General features: G+C 68.2%; 16 protein-coding genes. 6 read left to right on the top strand and 10 right to left on the bottom strand.

Annotated features, from left to right (window positions below):
* The first annotated feature begins 35 nt into the window (after nucleotides 1–35).
* Nucleotides 36–791: a cell division protein ZapD gene (zapD, locus tag ACZYRS_RS07905; RefSeq protein ID WP_198785111.1), complete on the top strand. Its 756-nt coding sequence runs from the start codon at nucleotides 36–38 to the stop codon at nucleotides 789–791.
* A complete protein-coding gene (locus ACZYRS_RS07900; protein ID WP_198785108.1) occupies nucleotides 788–1000 on the top strand; it encodes a DNA gyrase inhibitor YacG in 213 nt (70 codons plus the stop codon). The genes zapD and ACZYRS_RS07900 overlap by 4 nt, the downstream gene beginning before the upstream one ends.
* 15 nt (nucleotides 1001–1015) lie before the next feature.
* Here ACZYRS_RS07900 and ACZYRS_RS07895 read toward each other — a convergent pair whose 3' ends face one another.
* The 5 genes from ACZYRS_RS07895 to secA are packed head-to-tail and all read right to left on the bottom strand — an operon-like array spanning nucleotide 1016 to nucleotide 8390.
* Nucleotides 1016–2962: an acyltransferase family protein gene (locus ACZYRS_RS07895; RefSeq protein ID WP_463422465.1), complete on the bottom strand. Its 1947-nt coding sequence runs from the start codon at nucleotides 2960–2962 to the stop codon at nucleotides 1016–1018.
* Between the two features lie 55 nt (nucleotides 2963–3017).
* Nucleotides 3018–3476: an NUDIX domain-containing protein gene (locus ACZYRS_RS07890; protein ID WP_463418791.1), complete on the bottom strand. Its 459-nt coding sequence runs from the start codon at nucleotides 3474–3476 to the stop codon at nucleotides 3018–3020.
* Nucleotides 3473–4348, bottom strand: coding sequence for an ATP-binding protein (locus tag ACZYRS_RS07885; protein WP_093438874.1), 876 nt, complete (start codon nucleotides 4346–4348; stop codon nucleotides 3473–3475). The genes ACZYRS_RS07890 and ACZYRS_RS07885 overlap by 4 nt, the downstream gene beginning before the upstream one ends.
* On the bottom strand, nucleotides 4345–5574 hold the full coding sequence (gene argJ / locus ACZYRS_RS07880) for a bifunctional glutamate N-acetyltransferase/amino-acid acetyltransferase ArgJ (RefSeq protein WP_463418790.1): 1230 nt from the start codon (nucleotides 5572–5574) through the stop codon (nucleotides 4345–4347). Before argJ ends, ACZYRS_RS07885 begins: the two co-directional genes overlap by 4 nt.
* Nucleotides 5575–5603: 29 nt before the next feature.
* Complete coding sequence (gene secA, locus ACZYRS_RS07875) at nucleotides 5604–8390, bottom strand: preprotein translocase subunit SecA (protein ID WP_463418789.1); 2787 nt, start codon at nucleotides 8388–8390, stop codon at nucleotides 5604–5606.
* Nucleotides 8391–8572: 182 nt separating this feature from the next.
* Between secA and ACZYRS_RS07870 the strand changes: the two genes are divergently transcribed.
* Nucleotides 8573–8881: a hypothetical protein gene (locus ACZYRS_RS07870; protein ID WP_463418788.1), complete on the top strand. Its 309-nt coding sequence runs from the start codon at nucleotides 8573–8575 to the stop codon at nucleotides 8879–8881.
* A gap of 56 nt (nucleotides 8882–8937) precedes the next feature.
* Nucleotides 8938–9924, top strand: coding sequence for an ornithine cyclodeaminase family protein (locus ACZYRS_RS07865; protein WP_463418787.1), 987 nt, complete (start codon nucleotides 8938–8940; stop codon nucleotides 9922–9924).
* Between the two features lie 9 nt (nucleotides 9925–9933).
* On the opposite strand, the gene ACZYRS_RS07860 is transcribed toward ACZYRS_RS07865, so the two are convergent.
* On the bottom strand, nucleotides 9934–11082 hold the full coding sequence (locus tag ACZYRS_RS07860) for a threonine synthase (RefSeq protein WP_463418786.1): 1149 nt from the start codon (nucleotides 11080–11082) through the stop codon (nucleotides 9934–9936).
* Between the two features lie 104 nt (nucleotides 11083–11186).
* Here ACZYRS_RS07860 and ACZYRS_RS07855 point away from each other — a divergent pair, with 104 nt between their 5' ends.
* Nucleotides 11187–11813 (top strand): helix-turn-helix transcriptional regulator, encoded by a 627-nt coding sequence (locus ACZYRS_RS07855; protein ID WP_463418785.1) that lies wholly within the window; start codon nucleotides 11187–11189, stop codon nucleotides 11811–11813.
* Between the two features lie 14 nt (nucleotides 11814–11827).
* Here ACZYRS_RS07855 and ACZYRS_RS07850 read toward each other — a convergent pair whose 3' ends face one another.
* Nucleotides 11828–12808, bottom strand: a complete 981-nt coding sequence (locus tag ACZYRS_RS07850; protein ID WP_463418784.1) for a Bug family tripartite tricarboxylate transporter substrate binding protein — start codon at nucleotides 12806–12808, stop codon at nucleotides 11828–11830.
* An 18-nt stretch (nucleotides 12809–12826) separates the two neighbouring features.
* Entirely contained in the window at nucleotides 12827–14065 is a 1239-nt protein-coding gene (locus ACZYRS_RS07845; RefSeq protein ID WP_463418783.1) for a threonine synthase, read from the bottom strand.
* A 102-nt stretch (nucleotides 14066–14167) separates the two neighbouring features.
* Here ACZYRS_RS07845 and ACZYRS_RS07840 point away from each other — a divergent pair, with 102 nt between their 5' ends.
* Entirely contained in the window at nucleotides 14168–15088 is a 921-nt protein-coding gene (locus tag ACZYRS_RS07840; protein ID WP_463418782.1) for a LysR substrate-binding domain-containing protein, read from the top strand.
* 27 nt (nucleotides 15089–15115) lie between these two features.
* Here the strand turns inward: ACZYRS_RS07840 and ACZYRS_RS07835 are convergent, their stop codons facing one another.
* Both ACZYRS_RS07835 and ACZYRS_RS07830 read right to left on the bottom strand, forming a co-directional pair.
* A complete protein-coding gene (locus ACZYRS_RS07835) occupies nucleotides 15116–15838 on the bottom strand; it encodes a hypothetical protein (RefSeq protein WP_463418781.1) in 723 nt (240 codons plus the stop codon).
* A gap of 94 nt (nucleotides 15839–15932) precedes the next feature.
* Nucleotides 15933–16937 carry a response regulator gene (locus ACZYRS_RS07830; protein WP_198785088.1) on the bottom strand — a complete coding sequence of 335 codons (1005 nt, stop codon included), beginning with the start codon at nucleotides 16935–16937 and terminating at the stop codon, nucleotides 15933–15935.
* Nucleotides 16938–16964: the final 27 nt, after the last annotated feature.

Here is a 16964-nt window from a genome sequence, read left to right as displayed (position 1 = left end):
GTTATGATCCCGCGACAGGAAACCGATAAAAACGCGTGATCCTTTACGAGTACCCCTTCAACGAGCGCATCCGCACCTACCTGAGGCTGGAACACCTGTTCCGTCGCCTCGGAGAACTGGTGCCCTCGGAATCGCCGCTGTCCCATCACTTCGCCCTGATCACGATCTTCGAGATCATGGACGTGGCCGCGCGCGCCGACCTCAAGGCCGATGTGCTGCGCGACCTGGACAAGCACAAGAACGTCTTCAACAGCTACCGGGGCAATCCGGCCATCGCCGAAACCGTGCTCGACCAGGTGGTCGGCCAGCTCGAAGGCAACTTCGCAGCCCTGAACGGCGTCGCCGGCAAGGCCGGCCAGTCGCTGACGGAAAACGAGTGGCTCATGAGCATCCGCAGCCGCGCCGGCATTCCGGGCGGCACCTGCGAGTTCGACCTGCCCGCCTACTACGCCTGGCAGCACCGCGCGCCGGCCAGCCGCCGCGTGGACCTGGAGCGCTGGTCGAACACGCTCTCGCCGCTGGCCTCCTCCATCTACCTCTTGCTCAAGCTGCTGCGCGACGCCGATGTGCCCTACAAGGTCATCGCCACGAACGGGCAATTCCAGCAGAACCTGCCGCAGGGGCGCAGCTTCCAGCTGCTGCGGCTGCGCATCGATCCCCGGCTCGGGCTGGTCCCCGAAATCAGCGGCAACCGCCTCATGGTTTCGGTCCGGCTCATGCGGCACGAGGCCGACGACCGTTTGCACCAGAGCACGGAAGACGCGCCCTTCGAACTGACGCTCTGCGCATGACGACCCGGGTGAACGACAAAGGCGAGCGGATCGTCCGTTGCCCCGCATGCGGCGGCGACAGCATCTACGCGCCTTCCAACCCCTACCGGCCTTTCTGCAGCGCGCGCTGCAAGGGGGTCGATCTGGGCGCCTGGGCCAGCGAGGAATTCCGGATGCCCGCCGAGGCACCGCCCGACGACGATCCGTTCGGCGATCCCAAGCTCCAGTAGAGTTTCGGCGCCCGCCTAGCGGCCGCCGTCCCCGAGAAACACCTTGTCCAGATAGCCCGCGTGCGCCCGCACGTAGAAGGGCCGCAGGTGCTCGCGGTCCTTGTAGACCGGCGTGCCGTCCGGCATGGACCGCACGCATTCGCCCGACTTGCACAGCTGCGCCAGCACGTCGATGACCTGCGCGCCGCTCGATGCGGCGATGCGCTTCAACCGCTCGTCCAGCTGCGCCTGCTCGGGCGGCAGCGGGCCGGTGGTGGTGCTGGTCAGCGCCGTCATCTGGCCCATGCGGCTGCCCTCGATCAGGCGGCGCGGCTCGAACTCCACGCCGCGCGCGTTGTCCAGCAGCAAATAGACCTTCTTCTTGCTCTGGACCAGCGTGGTCAGCAGCTTTTCGAGCGCATCGAGCGAGCGAGCGAGGCCTGGGCCGCCGTTGTTGATCGGATAGGCCGAAGCGCCGTCCTGGAAGTAGAAGGCCAGCGGGAAATTCCCGGTGAAGTAGCAGTTCCAGCAGGCCCCGACGACGACCGTGTCGATCCGCGGATCGAGCGCCAGTTCGAGCATGCCGGTACGCGCCTTGTCGCAGCCTTCGTTGCCATCGGACAGCACGCCCGGCACGGGCGGGCAGGCACCATAGGTCGCGAAGTACGCAGTGGCCATCTGCCCGGGGGCGCTACGCGCCAGTTCCAGCGCGCGCGGCGCGTACTGCTGCACGTGGCTGTCGCCGATCAGGAGCACCTTGCGCGCGCCGTTGCCGGTGCGCTCGACCTTGTGCGCTCCGAGCTTTTCCTGCTTGAAGCCGTCGTAGTAGTTGTCGTCCACCGTGGCGTCGGTCACCTTGCGCAAGAGGTCGCTGCCGTTGCGCGGCGGCATGCCGCCCAGCGCCAGCACGCCGACGAGCGCGACCGCCACCCCGGAACCGGCCAGCGCGCGCAGCATGCCGACGCCGGTGCGCGCCCGCGTGAAGCGCTCGAGAAAACGGTACGTGGCCCACGCCAGCAACACGCTCGCGACCACCGCCCCTGCGCGCACCCAGGCCGACGGGTGGCCCTCCTCCACGATCCGCGCGTACACCAGCAGCGGCCAGTGCCACAGGTAGAGCGGATAGCTGATGAGACCGATCCACACCATCACCCGGTTCGAGAGCAGGTACTGGTTGAGCACCCCGCCCGGGCCGGCCGCGATGCAGCTCACCGCTCCCAGCGTCGGCAGCAGCGCCCACCAGCCGGGGAAGGCCTTGTCGCTGCGCGTCATCACGAGCCCCAGCACGATCAGCCCGGCGCCCAGCACCGACTGGAGATGGCTGCGCCACGCGCTCGGCACCACGGGCTTGAGCCGCATGCACGCCAGGATGCCGCCCACCATCAACTCCCAGAAGCGCGACAGCGGCGAATAGAACGCCGCCTCGCGGAACGGATGCACCGTCATCACGTTGACCAGGAACGACGCCACCGCGATCACCCACAAGAGCCGCACGACCGGCCAGCGCCGCCGCCACGCCACGCCCAGCAGCAGTGGCCAGAAAATATAGAACTGCTCCTCGATGCCCAGCGACCACAGGTGCAACAGCGGCTTGGTCTCGGCCGCGGTGTCGAAGTAGCCCGACTCGCCCCAGAAGATGAAGTTGGCCACGAAGGCCGCGCCGCCCGCCGCCTGCTTGCCGAGCTCGGCGAACTCCCGCGGCAGCAGCGCATACCAGCCGAAAGCCAACGTGGCGGCCAGCACCAGCATCAGCGCCGGAAAGATCCGCCGGATGCGCCGCGCATAGAAATCGCGGTAGCTGAAATCGCTCGCCGCGTGGCTCTGCATGATGATCGTCGTGATCAGGAAGCCCGAGATCACGAAGAAGATGTCGACGCCGATGAAGCCGCCCGGCAGCGCATCGGGAAACGCATGGAAGGCCAGCACGGACGCCACGGCGACGGCGCGCAGGCCGTCGATGTCGGGGCGGTACTTGGGATGCATCTTCGGGGTCAGGCCTCGGGCCATGTGCGGCCGTCGTGCCGGCTGGTCACCCGCATCAGGCCAGCGTCGAGACGGCCAGCGCCGCCGAAGCGGGCAGGCCGCGCTCCTGCACCAGCCACTCGAGCACCGGCAGCGCGCCCGGCAGCACCGGCGCCACCTCGAGCGGCAGTTGCTGCCACGCCATGGCCTGTCCTTCGCGCATCTCGAATTCGCCGGTCCACGCGGTCACCTTGCACCAGTGCAGGCGCACCAGCGCGTGCGGATAGTCGTGCTCCGTCACCTTCCAGACCGAGGCGCCTTCGATGGTGATGCCGAGCTCTTCCTGCAACTCGCGGCGCAGCGCCTCTTCGACGGTTTCGCCGGCTTCGATCTTGCCGCCCGGAAACTCCCAGTAGCCGGCGTAGGCCTTGCCTTCGGGCCGCGTCGAGAGCAGCAAGGCATCGTCGGCCAGGCGGATCAGCACGCCGACCGCGACCTCGGTGTGCTCGCGCGCGCCGTTCTCTTGCGCGCTCACGCGTTGCTCCGCCCCGCGTAGTCGCGGGCGAACTGGTAGGCCACGCGGCCGCTGCGGGAACCCCGCTCCAGCGCCCAGACCAGCGCCTCGGGCCGCGCCGCCGCGATGGCGGCCGCATCGACGCCGAAGGACGAGAGCCACTGCCCCACGATCGTGAGGTACTCGTTCTGGCTGAAGGGGTAGAAGCTCACCCAAAGGCCGAAACGCTCGGACAGCGAAATCTTCTCCTCGATCACCTCGCCCGGATGCACCTCGCCATCGTCGGTGTGGGTGTACGTGAGGTTTTCCTTCATGTACTCGGGCAAGAGGTGGCGCCGGTTGCTGGTCGCGTAGATCAGCACGTTGGGCGTCGATGCCGCGATCGATCCGTCCAGGATCGACTTGAGCGCCTTGTAGCCCGGCTCGCCCTCGTCGAAGCTCAGGTCGTCGCTGAAGACGATGAACTTCTCGGGCCGCTGCGAGACCACCTCGACGATGTCGGGCAGGTCGACCAGCTCGGCCTTGTCCACCTCGATGAGGCGCAGCCCCTGCGGCGCATAGGCCTGCAGGCAGGCGCGGATCAGCGACGACTTGCCCGTGCCGCGCGCGCCGGTCAAGAGCACGTTGTTGGCCGGCTTGCCTTCGACGAACTGGCGTGTGTTGCGCTCGATCTTTTCCTTCTGGACGTCGATTTCTTTCAGCGAATCGAGCGCCATCGTGGCCACGTGCTTCACGGGCTCCAGCACCCCATGGCCGGAGTTGCGGCGGCGGTAGCGCCAGGCGATGGAAGCGTTCCAGTCCGCGGGCGCCGACAGCGGCTGCGGCAGGATCGATTCGATGCGGGTAATGAGCTGTTCGGCGCGCTCGATCAGCTTCTGGAACTGCTCGTTCATGACCGGTAGTCGGCGTTGATGGTCACGTATTCGTGGCTGAAGTCGCAGGTCCACACCGTTTCGCTGGCAGTGCCGCGACCCAGGCCGACGCGCACCGTGATCTCGCTCTGCTTCATCACGCGCTGGCCGTCTTCCTCGCGGTACGACGGGTTGCGCCCGCCTTTGACCGCCACATGCACGTCGTCCAGGAACAGGTCGATGCCGGTCTGGTCGAGGTCGGCGATGCCCGCATAGCCGACGGCCGCCAGGATGCGGCCCAGGTTCGGGTCGCTGGCGTAGAACGCGGTCTTCACCAGCGGCGAATGGGCGATCGCATAGGCCACCTGCTTGCACTCGGCAGCGTCGCGGCCGCCTTCGACCTGGATGGTGATGAACTTGGTCGCGCCTTCGCCGTCGCGCACGATGGCCTGCGCCAGCAGGCGCGCCACGTCCTGCATGGCCGCCACGAGGGCCTGGCCTTCGGCGGATTCGAGCGAGGTGATGGTCGCGTGCGCCGCCTTCTGCGTGGCGATGACGACGAACGAGTCGTTGGTCGAGGTGTCGCCGTCGATGGTCACGCGGTTGAACGAGCCATCGGCCAGGAGTTTCGCGAGCGGCTGGATCAGCGACGGATCGATCTTCGCGTCGGTGGCCATGAAGCCCAGCATGGTCGCCATGTTCGGGCGGATCATGCCGGCGCCCTTGCTGATGCCGGTGATGGTGACGGTGGCGCCGCCGATCTGCACCTTCCGGCTGAACGCCTTGGGGATCGTGTCGGTGGTCATGATGCCTTCGGCGGCACGTGCCCAATGGTTTTCCGAGGCGTCGGCCAGCGCGGCGGGCAGGCCCGCTTCGATGCGGTCCACCGGCAGCGGCTCCATGATCACGCCGGTGGAGAACGGCAGGATCTGCTCGGGCGCGATTTCCAGCTTGCGCGCGAGCGCGATGCAGGTGGAGCGCGTGCGCATCAGGCCGTCTTCGCCCGTGCCGGCGTTGGCGTTGCCGGTGTTGATCACCATCGCGCGAATGCCGTAGTTGGCCGCCAGGTGATCGCGGCAGACCTGCACCGGCGCCGCGCAGAAACGGTTCTGCGTGAACACCCCGCCGACCGCCGAGCCTTCGTCGATCAGCACGACGGTCAGGTCCTTGCGGTTGGCCTTTCGCACGCCCGCTTCGGCCACGCCGATGCGGACGCCGGGCACCGCGAACAAGGCGGCGGGATCAGGGGCGGACAGGTTCACGGGCATGGGGTTCTCTCAATGAAAGGTTCGGGACGTCAGCTCAGCTTGCCGTGGCACTGCTTGTATTTTTTGCCACTGCCGCAGGGGCACGGATCGTTGCGGCCGACGCGGGCGAAGGCGGCGGCCTCGGCGCTCAGGGCGCCGGTGCCGACGGCCGCAAGGCGGCGCTGGTTTTCCTCATCGACGCGCACCTCGACCTCGCCGGTCTCGGTCGGCGCGCTGTAGGTGATGTTGGCCACGTTCTCGCCGCGGCTTTCCATGGCTTCGGCGGCTTCCTCGAGCTGCTCGCCCGATTGCACGCGCACCGTCATGAGCTGGCGCGTGACTTCGTTCTTCACCGAGTCGAGCAACTGGCCGAAGAGCTCGAAGGCTTCGCGCTTGTATTCCTGCTTGGGCTGCTTTTGCGCATAGCCGCGCAGGTGGATGCCCTGGCGCAGGTAGTCCAGCGAGGCCAGGTGTTCGCGCCAGTGGGTGTCGATGCTCTGCAGCAGCACCATGCGCTCGAACTGGGTGAAGTTCTCCTGGCCGATCAGCGCCAGCTTGGCGTCGAAGGTCTCGTTGGCGGCCTTGACCACCTTCTCGAGCACGTCTTCGTCGGAAATGGCGTCGGACGCCTCGACCTCCTTCTTGAGCGGCATGTCCAGGCCCCACTCGGTGAAGAGCGTTTTCTCCAGGCCTTCCAGGTCCCACTGCTCCTCGACCGATTCGGCCGGCACGTACTGGCGCACCAGGTCCATGAAGCAGCCTTCGCGCAGCGCGGCAATCTGCGCGGTGAGGTCGGCCGCGTCCAGGATGTCGTTGCGCTGCTGGTAGATCACCTTGCGCTGGTCGTTAGACACGTCGTCGTACTCGAGCAACTGCTTGCGAATATCGAAGTTGCGCGCCTCGACCTTGCGCTGCGCGCTCTCGATGCTGCGGGTGACGATGCCCGCCTCGATGGCCTCGCCGTCGGGCATCTTCAGGCGGTCCATGATCGCCTTCACGCGGTCGCCCGCGAAGATGCGCATCAGCGGATCGTCCAGGCTCAGGTAGAAGCGCGAGGAGCCCGGGTCGCCCTGGCGGCCCGAGCGGCCGCGCAGCTGGTTGTCGATGCGGCGCGACTCGTGGCGTTCGGTGGCGATGATGCGCAGGCCGCCGAGCGACTTGACGAAATCATGGTCCTTGGTCCACTCGGTGCGCACGTGGGCGATGTCGGCTTCCTTGGTGGCTTCGTCGCGGCCTTCGTCGTTCTCGATCGCCTCGATCATCTTCTCGATGTTGCCGCCCAGCACGATGTCGGTGCCGCGGCCGGCCATGTTGGTCGCGATGGTGATCATTTTCGTGCGGCCGGCCTGCGCCACGATGTCGGCTTCGCGCGCGTGCTGCTTGGCGTTGAGCACCTGGTGCGGCAGGCCCGCCTGCGTGAGCAGGCCGTCGATGATTTCGGAGTTCTCGATGGACGAAGTGCCCACCAGCACCGGCTGGCCGCGCTCGTAGCACTCGCGGATGTCCTGGATGGCCGCCTCGTACTTCTCTCGCGTGGTCTTGTAGACGCGGTCCAGCTGGTCTTCGCGCTTGCTGATGCGGTTGGGCGGGATGATGACCGTCTCGAGGCCGTAGATTTCCTGGAACTCGTAGGCCTCGGTGTCGGCCGTGCCGGTCATGCCGGCCAGCTTGCCGTACAGGCGGAAGTAGTTCTGGAAGGTGATCGAGGCCATCGTCTGGTTCTCGGCCTGGATCTCGACGCCTTCCTTGGCTTCCACGGCCTGGTGCAGGCCGTCGCTCCAGCGGCGGCCCGTCATGAGGCGGCCGGTGAATTCGTCCACGATGGTCACTTCGCCCTGCTGCACCACGTAGTGCTGGTCGCGGTGGTAGAGGTGACGCGCGCGCAGCGCCGCCGTCAGGTGGTGCATCAGCGTGATGTTGGCCGGGTCGTAGAGCGACGCGCCCTCGGGAATCAGCTTGAGCTCGCCCAGGATGCGCTCGGCGTTCTCGTGGCCGTCTTCGGTCAGGAACACCTGGTGCGTCTTCTCGTCGACCGTGAAGTCGCCCGGCACCGTGACGCCTTCGCCCGTGCGCGGGTCGGCTTCGCCTTCCTGCTTGGTCAGGAGGGGCACCACCTTGTTGATGGCCAAATAAAGGTCGGTGTGGTCTTCGGCCTGGCCGCTGATGATCAGCGGCGTGCGGGCCTCGTCGATCAAAATCGAATCGACCTCGTCGACGATCGCGTAGTTCAGCACGCGCTGGACCCGGTCGCCCGGCTCGTACACCATGTTGTCGCGCAGGTAGTCGAAGCCGTATTCGTTGTTGGTGCCGTAGGTGATGTCGCTGCCGTAGGCTTCCTGCTTTTCCTCGCGCGGCATCTGCGGCAGGTTGATGCCCACCGTGAGGCCCAGGAAGTTGTAGAGCCGGCCCATCCACTTGGCGTCGCGGCTTGCCAGGTAGTCGTTCACCGTGACCACGTGCACGCCCTTGCCGGACAGCGCATTCAGGTACACCGGCAGCGTCGCGGTCAGCGTCTTGCCTTCGCCGGTGCGCATTTCGGAGATCTTGCCGTTGTGCAGCGCCATGCCGCCCAGCAGCTGGACGTCGAAGTGGCGCATCTTCATGATGCGCTTGGAGCCTTCGCGCACCGTGGCGAAGGCCTCCGGCAGCAGGGCGTCGAGCGATTCGCCCTTGGCCACCCGGTCCTTGAACTCCTGCGTCTTGGCGCGCAGCGCGTCGTCGCTGAGCTTCTCGAACTCGGGTTCGAGCGCATTGATGCGTTCCACCGTCTTGCGATACTGCTTGAGGAGCCGGTCGTTGCGACTGCCGAAGATCTGGGTCAGGAAGTTGGTTGCCATTGGGTGGAGATGGGCGTGCGCCTGACACGACAGGCACTGCGACCGGATTCCCTAAGATATGGTGAAAGCAGTTGGGCGCGCTCGTTTCGAAATCAAGTTCGAGGTTGAGCAGCCTTTTTTCCGGCGCGAACGCCGGCAAACCGGGCATTTTAGCTGTCTTGTTACGACCTACCGGATTACCCATGTATCGCCGCCTCGCCCCCGCCATCAGCCTGCACCAGGCTGCAGAAGGCTCGCCCACGCTGGGCGGCCTGATGGCGCGCGCGCGCGACAGCGCCGAGCGCCTGAAAGCCGTGGAAGGGCTCATCCCGCCAGCCATGCGGGCGGCCGTGCAGGCGGGCCCCGCCGAGGGTGACGTCTGGTGCCTGCTGGTCAAGGGCAGCGCCGCGGCCGCCAAGCTGCGCCAGCTCGCGCCGATGCTGGTCACGCGGCTCAAGAACCGTGGCTGGGACGTGGCGACGATCCGCATCAAGGTGCACACCGGGCGCTGAGCCGGCCGCCGCCGCCTTCGATTGATTTTTTGTCTGGAAATAGATAATATTTCCAGATGACACCCTTCACGTCGCCCGCCGACGCGCTGCTCCTCTTGCTCGACAAGCACCAGGTCAACGCCCTCCTTTCCCCCGACGATGTGCTGAAAGCCGTGCGCGAGGCCTTCGTGCTCCACAGCGACCGCGAAGGCCGCGTCTTCCCGGTCGTGCGGGAGCCGCTCGCCACGGGCGGCGTGTTCGGCATCAAGTCGGGCGACGTGCAGGCGCAGGGCCTGCTCGGCTTCAAGGCCGCCGGCTTCTGGCCCGCCAACCGGCAGCGCGGCGGCGAGCCGCACCAGGCGACGATCCTGCTGATCGACCCCGCCACGGGCCGGCCGCTGTGCGTGATCGACGGCAACGCGATCACGACCGTGCGCACCGGCGCGGCGGGCGGGCTCGGGCTGCAGCAGCTCGCGCGGCCCGACAGCACGCGCGCGTGCATCTTCGGCACCGGCGTGCAGGCGCGCATCCAGCTCGACTTCGCGTTGCGCCTCATGCCCTCGCTGCGCGAGGTGCGCTACGTGAGCGCCGATGGGCAGCGCAACGCCGCATTCGAAGACGACTTCGCCGCCCGCTGCAGCATCGCACCCGCCGCCGACCGCAACGCGGCCGTCGCGCAGAGCGACATCGTGATCACCGCCACGCCCGGCGGCGGCGCGCTGTTCGATCTGGAGGCCGTGCAACCCGGCACGCACCTGAACTGCGTCGGCGCCGACACGCGAGGCAAGCGCGAACTCCCCGAAGGCCTGTTGCCGCGCGTGCGCCTTGTCGTCGATGACCGCACGCAGGCGCAGCAGATCGGCGAAACCCAATGGGCGCTCGATACCGTGACCACCGAACTGGGCGACCTGCTGAGCGGCAAGACTTCATTCGAGCGCGCTCCGGGCGACATCACCGTCTTCGACATGACAGGCCTCGCGCTGCAGGACCTGACCGTCGCGCGCCTGCTCCACGAACGCGCGGCCGCCACGGGCACAGGCACGCGCCTAGCCTGGCCCTGGTAGCGCAACCGATCAGGCGGCAGCGCCGCCGAAGAGCTCGGTCATGAACTGCGTCGACTTCAAGCCGGTGCCAGTCAGCAGCACGACCGTGGTTTCGCTCGCCCGGATGTCGCCCCGCTGCGCCAGCACATCGATGGCCGCAGCCGCCGTGGCGGACGTCGGTTCGGCATAGAGCCCCGTCGAAGCCAGCCGGCGCACGGCCGCCGCGATCTGCGCTTCGGTCAGCGCCACCGTCTTGCCGTTCGTCTCGCGCAACGCCTGAAGAATTTCCTGCAGCCTCACGGGCCGCTTGATGGCCGTGCCTTCGGCGATCGTCGGCTTCACGATGCGATCGACCAGCGTGTCCACGCCCGCGACGAAGCTCGCATCGACCGGCGAGCAGTTCAGCGGCTGCGCGACGAAGATCCGCGGCAGCTTCGCGATCTGCCCGGCGGCCAGGAGCTCCTTGAAGCCGATCCAGCAGCCGAGCACATTGCTGCCCGCGCCCGCGGGAATCACCACGTTGTCGGGCGCGACGAAGCCCAGGTCTTCCCAGAGTTCATAGGCCAGCGTCTTCGTGCCCTGCAGGAAGAACGGATGCCAGTTGTGGCTCGCGTAGAAGATCGATTCGGACTGGCGCACCGCCTCGTATTCGGACTCCTCGCGCGGGCCCGGCACCAATTGCACCTCGGCGCCGAAGGCCCGGATCTGCGCCACCTTGGGCGCCGGCGTGTAGCTGGGCGCGAGCACCTTCACCTTGATGCCGGCCGCCGCGCCCGCGGCAGCGATGGCCGCGCCGCCGTTGCCCGAGCTGTCTTCCAGCACCGCGTCGACGCCCAGCTGGCGCAGGAACGAAATCATCACGGACGCGCCACGGTCCTTGAAGCTGCAGGTCGGGTTGAACCATTCGAGCTTGAAGTGCGGCTCGAGGCCGCCCCAACGCTTCTGCACGAGCGGCGTGCAGCCTTCGCCCATGCTCGCGGGCTGGTCGATCGCCACGGGCAGCGCGGCGCGGTAGCGCCACACCGAGCGCTCGCGCGCATCGATGTCGTCGCGGGTGATGCCGGGCAGCGGCGTCACCATCATCGGATTGCCGTCGTCCGAGCGCCAGCGGCGCTCCGAGAGGTCGTGGTAGCGGCCGGTGCGGGGATCGATATAGCGTGCGGGTTCCTGGCGTGTCATGCGCAATGCTCCTGGAGGATCTTTCTGAATCTGGATAATACATCCAAGTATAGACTTTCCGTACAGTCTGGATTCTTCGTCCAGAACTGGATACATTCCCCCCCATGAAGAAGAAGTCCGACAAGCAGGTCCTGGAGATGCTGCGCAACATGGCCGAGGGCCTCGGCGAGACCTTTGCGCCCTTCTGCGAAGTCGTGGTGCACGACCTGAGCAATCCGAAGAACGCGATCTACGCGATCCAGAACAACCTGAGCGGGCGGCAGGTGGGGCAGTCGGTCACCGAGTTGGGCCTGGCGCGCATCCGCGACCCCGAGTACCCGGCGGTCATCGCGAACTACGCCAACACCTTCGCCGACGGCCGCAAGGTCAAGAGCACCTCCATCGGCGTGAAGGACGAGAGCGGCGAGTACGTGGCCGCGCTGTGCCTGAACGTGGACCTCACGCTGTTCCAGAGCTTCCAGGGCGCGATCTCGCAGTTCACGCGCATCGACGACCGCGAAGTGCACGAGCACCTCGACACCGGCGCCAACCATTCCGACCGCATCCATTCGCGCATCGACGAATTCGCCGCCGCGCGCGCGACGAGTTCGCGATCGTTGAAGCCCGCGGACCGCAAGCAACTCGTGCAGGAGTTGAAGAAGGCCGGCTTCCTCGAAATCCGCCGCGGCGCCGAGATCGCGGCGGCGCACATGGGCGTCTCGCGCGCCACCGTGTACAGCGACGCGAAGTAGCGGCGAGCCGGGGCTTACTGCGGCTGCAGGCCGACCTCGTGCGCGACCTTCTGCCAGCGCTCGGCCTCCGAGCGGAGGAACGCGCGCAGCTCACCGGGCGTCGAGCCCTTCATCTGCACGCCCAGCACCGCCATCCGCTCCTTCACCGAGGGGTGCTCCAGCGCCGCGATGGCCTCGCGCCGCAGCTTCTCGATCACCTCGAGCGGCGTGGTGGCCGGCGCGACCATCGCCCACCACTGGTCGATCTCCATGCCCTTCAAGTTGTTCTCCGCGAGCGCGGGCACGTTCTGCAGGCCGGCGATGCTCACGCGCTGCGTGCTCGTGACCAGCAACGGACGAATCCTGTTGCCGCCCGCGAGGCTGGAGCCGCTGGCCAGCGTCGCGAAGTGGCCGGCCACCGTGCCGGCGGCCACGTCGGTCAGCGCCGGCGCGGAGCCCTTGTACGGCACCATGTTGAATCGGATCTTCGTGCGGCTCGCGAGCATCTCGGCCGCCAGATGGCTCACGGTGCCCGCGCCGCTGTGCGCGATGGCCGGTGGCGACGATGTGGCAGCGGCCGTCTTCAGGAAAGTCTTGAAGTCCTTGCTGTCCTCGTCCATGCCCGCGAAGAACACCAGCGGCGAGGTGCCGATCATGGTCACGGGCGTGAAGTCGCGCAGCAGGTCGTACGGCAGCTTCGCCGTCACCGCCGGCGCAATCGCGTGCGGCAGCTCGACGATGGCGATGGTATAGCCGTCGGGCGCCGCCTTGGCGGCGGCGTCGGTGCCGATCATCCCGGCCGCGCCGGGGCGGTTGTCCACGATCACCGGGCTGCCGATGGTCTGGCTCATGCGCTGCGCCATGGCGCGCGCGATGGCATCGGTGCTGCCGCCCGCGGCCCAGGGCACGACGAGCTTGATGGGCCGCTCGGGGTAGGCGGCCCACGCAGGCTGCGCTGCGGCGAGCAGGGCTGTAGAGCCGGCGGCCAGAAAGGCCCGGCGATGCATCGTCGGCATGGTGATTCCTTCGGGGGGTTAGACGGGCGGATCGGGCCAGCTCGGATCGCTGGACGCATTCGCGGTGAGCATCAGCACGACATGCGCATCGGCGGCGATGGCATTCGTCTCGCGCAACTGCCGCAGCGCAGCCAGGCCACCGGCCGCGCACAGTTCGGCGCTCACGCCGGCGGCGGTGAGAAGCCGCCGCGCCGCACGCGCCTCGTCGTCGGTCACCACCACCGCGCCGCCGCCGGTGGCCGACGCGGCCTGCCACTGCAGGTAGGTCACGGTGGCGCCGGCGGTCGAGAACTGCGCGGTATGGCCCGGATAGCTGCCGTTTATCGCGCCGCCCGCGAACACGCGCGCCAGGCGCGGGAACGGCTCCACCAGCCAGAGCCGCGGCAGGCGCGCGATGCGCCCCGCGGCCAGCAGGTCGCGAAAGCCCGCGTAGATGCCCCAGGCGAGATCGCCGCGCGCGGTGGGAATCACGATGTGGTCCGGCACGCCCGCATCGGCCACGCACTCGGGGGCGATGGTCTTGTAGCCCTCGATGGCCAGCGGCGCGCTGCCCAGCGCGGGCAGGCGGTAGTTGGTGAGCGCGAAGTAGCCGGGGTACTGCGAGCGCTCGCGCACGAACGCCCAGCGGCCGGCGTTGTCGGCGAACACATAGCGCCGCGCGCCCAGCGCATCGAGCTGCCGCGAATAGGTGGCCGGCATGCCTTCATAAGTGGCCACCTCGCAGCGCAGGCCCGCGGCCCACGCGTAGTGCGCCGCCGACACCGCCGCGTTGCCCGACGAGGCGAGCACCAGCGTGTGCGCGCCGAAGTCCAGCGCCTGCGCCACGCCCACCGCGGTCATGCGGTCCTTGTGCGAGCCGGTGGGGTTGCTCGATTCGTCCTTGAGGCCGAGCCGCGCGACGCCGAAGTGCCGCGCCAGCTCCGGCATCTCCTGCATCGGCGTGTGGCCCTCGCCGAGCGTGAAGCCCGGCTCGTAGGGCATGGGGATCGCGTCGGGCCTTTCCGTCACCTCGGGCAGGTAGCTCGCGCGCAGCGCGACATGAAAACCCGCACGCTTGCAGGCGGGGCAGCCGTCGTGCGTCAGCGTGACCGGATAGAGCGCATCGCAGCGCAGGCACTGCAAGCCCCGCAGGCGCGGATTGCGCACCGGCTTGAACGTCCGGGCCAGGGCGCTGCCCGTGGCGTTCCCCGGGTGGTGGGCCGAGGGGTCCGCGGGCAGGGCGGCGAACTTGAAGTCCAGAACTGGCGAGGGCGTCACGGGGAGGAGGTTTGGAAGTTGTGCGCAAATCTTATGCATTCGGAAATAAAATTACGCACCTCCAGATACTCAATCGATAAATAAACTTATCGGTGGCCATCGATGCGATTCGCCGAAATCGAGACCTTCCGAGCCCTGATGCGCGGCAGCTCCACCCGCAAGGCCGCCGCCTTGCTGCATGTGACGCAGCCCGCCATCAGCCAGTCGCTCAAGCGGCTGGAGGCGCAGGCCGGCATGCTGCTGTTCCAGCGCACGGGCGGGCGGCTGGTGCCCACGCCGGAGGCGCGCGCGCTGTGGATCGAGGTGGAGCGCGTCTTCATCGGCATGGACGCCATCGAGCACCGCGTGAAGAGCCTGCGCGACTTCGGCGTCACCCAGCTGGAGCTCAGCTGCTTTCCGGCCTACGGCCTGGGCTTCATGCCGCGCGCCCTCGCACGCCTGAAGGCGCACCGCGGCGCGAGCCCCTGGCCGCAGGTGTCGTTGCAGGTGCTCAGCTCCAAGGACGTGCGCGACCGCGTGGCCATGGGCATCTCCGACTTCGGGCTCATGGCCGACGAACTCTCGCTCGAAGGCATCGACCACTCGACCTTCTCGCGCATGCCCGGCGTGGTCGTGATGCCCGAGGGCCACGCGCTCGCGCGCTTCAAGACCATCAAGCCGGAGCAACTGGCGGAAGCGCCCTTTCTCGCGCTCAACCCCGAAGACCCCTCGCACCAGCGGCTGGAGGCCGCGCTCGCGCCCTACGGCGTGGCACCGCGCGTGCTGGTGCAGACGCCCTACGCGGCCAGCGTGTGCGAGATGGCGCTGCGCGGCCTGGGCGTGGGGCTGGTCAATCCGATCACCGCGCTCGACTACGCCGAGCGCGGGCTGGTGGTGCGGCGGCTCTCGATCGACGTGCACTTCACCTGCATCCTGGCGCTGCCGGCGGGCAAGGTGCTCTCGGCCACGGCGCGGGACTTTCTCTCGCTCATGCGCCTGCAGTTGGCCGAGGACGAGAAGCGCATGCAGCACCATTTGCGCTAGACGTCAGGCCTCAGGCCTCAGGCCGGTTCACTTCCAGCTGAATTCGTGGTTCAGGCCGACCACGAAGCCGTTCACGCTGCGCCCCCCGGGCGGCCGGGTGCGCGAGGCGCTGATGTCCACGCTGATCAGCGGCGTGAGGCTGAAGCGGCCGCCGATGCGCGACGTCCAGACGCTCGACGCGCGATTGCGCTCCGCGATCACCGACACCGCATCGTTGAGCGCCCATTCGGCGGCCATGCCACCGCGCGGCGTGCGCAGACCCGTGCCGAGCGCCCAGTCGGCGCCGAGGTTCGCGTGGATCTGCAAGGTGCCCGTCGGCCGCCATGTCACCGGCAGCACGAACTGCCCGCCCATGCGGCCGCCGCGCTTCAGGTCGGAGATGGTGCCCATCGAGAGGGCCGCGCTGAGCGGCGCGTCCGCGGCTTGCCCGAGGAAGGTCCACTTGAGCTGCGGACCGGCGGTGACCGAGTGAACGCTCTGTGCGCCCTGCACCGAGAGCCGGTCGACGTTCAGCCCCAGCTCGACGGGGCCCACCCGGCACGACGGCCCGATGTGAAAACCGGTGACCGGCTCGACGCCGGTGCGGCCCCACCAGGTCTCGTACTGGCATTGGCCGGGATCGAGCGTGCCGGCATCGTCCACGTCGAAATGGCCGGCGGCCCGCGCGCCCGTGCCCGCCAGCGCGCAGGACGCGGCCAGCAGCCAGCCGCAACGCAGTCGCCGGATCGTTGTTTTCTGCCTGTTCTTCATCGCGCGCATCCCGAGGCCCTCGGACCATTCTAGGGAGGCGGAAAGTCGGCGCGGTGACGCGCCGCAACAGGATGCAAGGCGCGACGGGGCCCGTTCAGATCTCGAACTGGGGCTGCAGCTCGCGGATGCGCTTGATGGCCACGCCGGCCGCGGCCGTGCGCGTCTCCACGCCCAGCTTCACGTACACCCGCTCTAGGTGCTTCTTGGCGGTGGCCGGGCTGCTGCCCAGGATCTCGCCGATGTCCTTGTTGGTCTTGCCCTTGACCACCCAGTACAGCACCTCGGCCTCGCGCGCGGTGAGCTTCAGGCTCAGGCTCATCGCCTCGATCACGCCGGTGTCGGACACCTCGCGCATGATGATCATCCACTCGTCCCCGTCGTCGTCCTGCCCGGTCTGCTGGTGCAGGCGCAGCGTGAGGCTGCTGGCGCCCTGCGCGATCGAGAGCGCGGGCGGCTCGATGCCGCGCTGGCGCGCATCGGGCGTGTGGCGCAGCAGCCATTCGAGCACCGCGGGCGGCGTCTCGGGCGCGCGCGTTTCGCAGTAGCGGTGCAGCAGGTCGCGCGCGAGGGCCGTCTGCCAGATCAGCCGCCCTTCGGGCAGCCGCACGGTGATGCTCGCGTAGCCGAAGGCATCGAGCGCATTGCGCGCCTGGCCGGCCTGCCGCGCGTCCTGCCGCGCGCGTCGCGCGCCCTGCAGGTGCACGTTCATGCGCGCGAGCACTTCCTTGGGCTTGATGGGCTTGGTGACGTAGTCGACGCCGCCCGCCTCCAGCGCGGCCACGAGGTGCTCGGTTTCGGTCAGGCCCGTCATGAACACGATGGGAATGTGCGCGGTGGCCGCATCGGCCTTGAGCCGCCGCGCCACCTCGAAGCCGTCGATGCCCGGCATCATCGCGTCGAGCAGCACGATGTCGGGCCGCGCCTGCGCGGCGCGCTGCAGCGCCTGCTCGCCGCTGGTGGCGATGAGCACGGTGTAGCCCGATTCGTCCAGCGCGTCGTGCAGCACCGCGAGGTTGTCGGGCACGTCGTCCACGATCAGCACGAGATCGCTGTTGACGCCCTCGTCGCGCAGCGCCCGGGCGAGCGGGGACGGCTCCATGGGAAAGGGTGGGATCGAGGGGGTCGA

Source organism: Variovorax sp. AC194, assembly GCF_979257995.1.
Note: the sequence above shows the minus strand (reverse complement) of the source record. Positions and strands in the feature narration are given on the sequence as shown.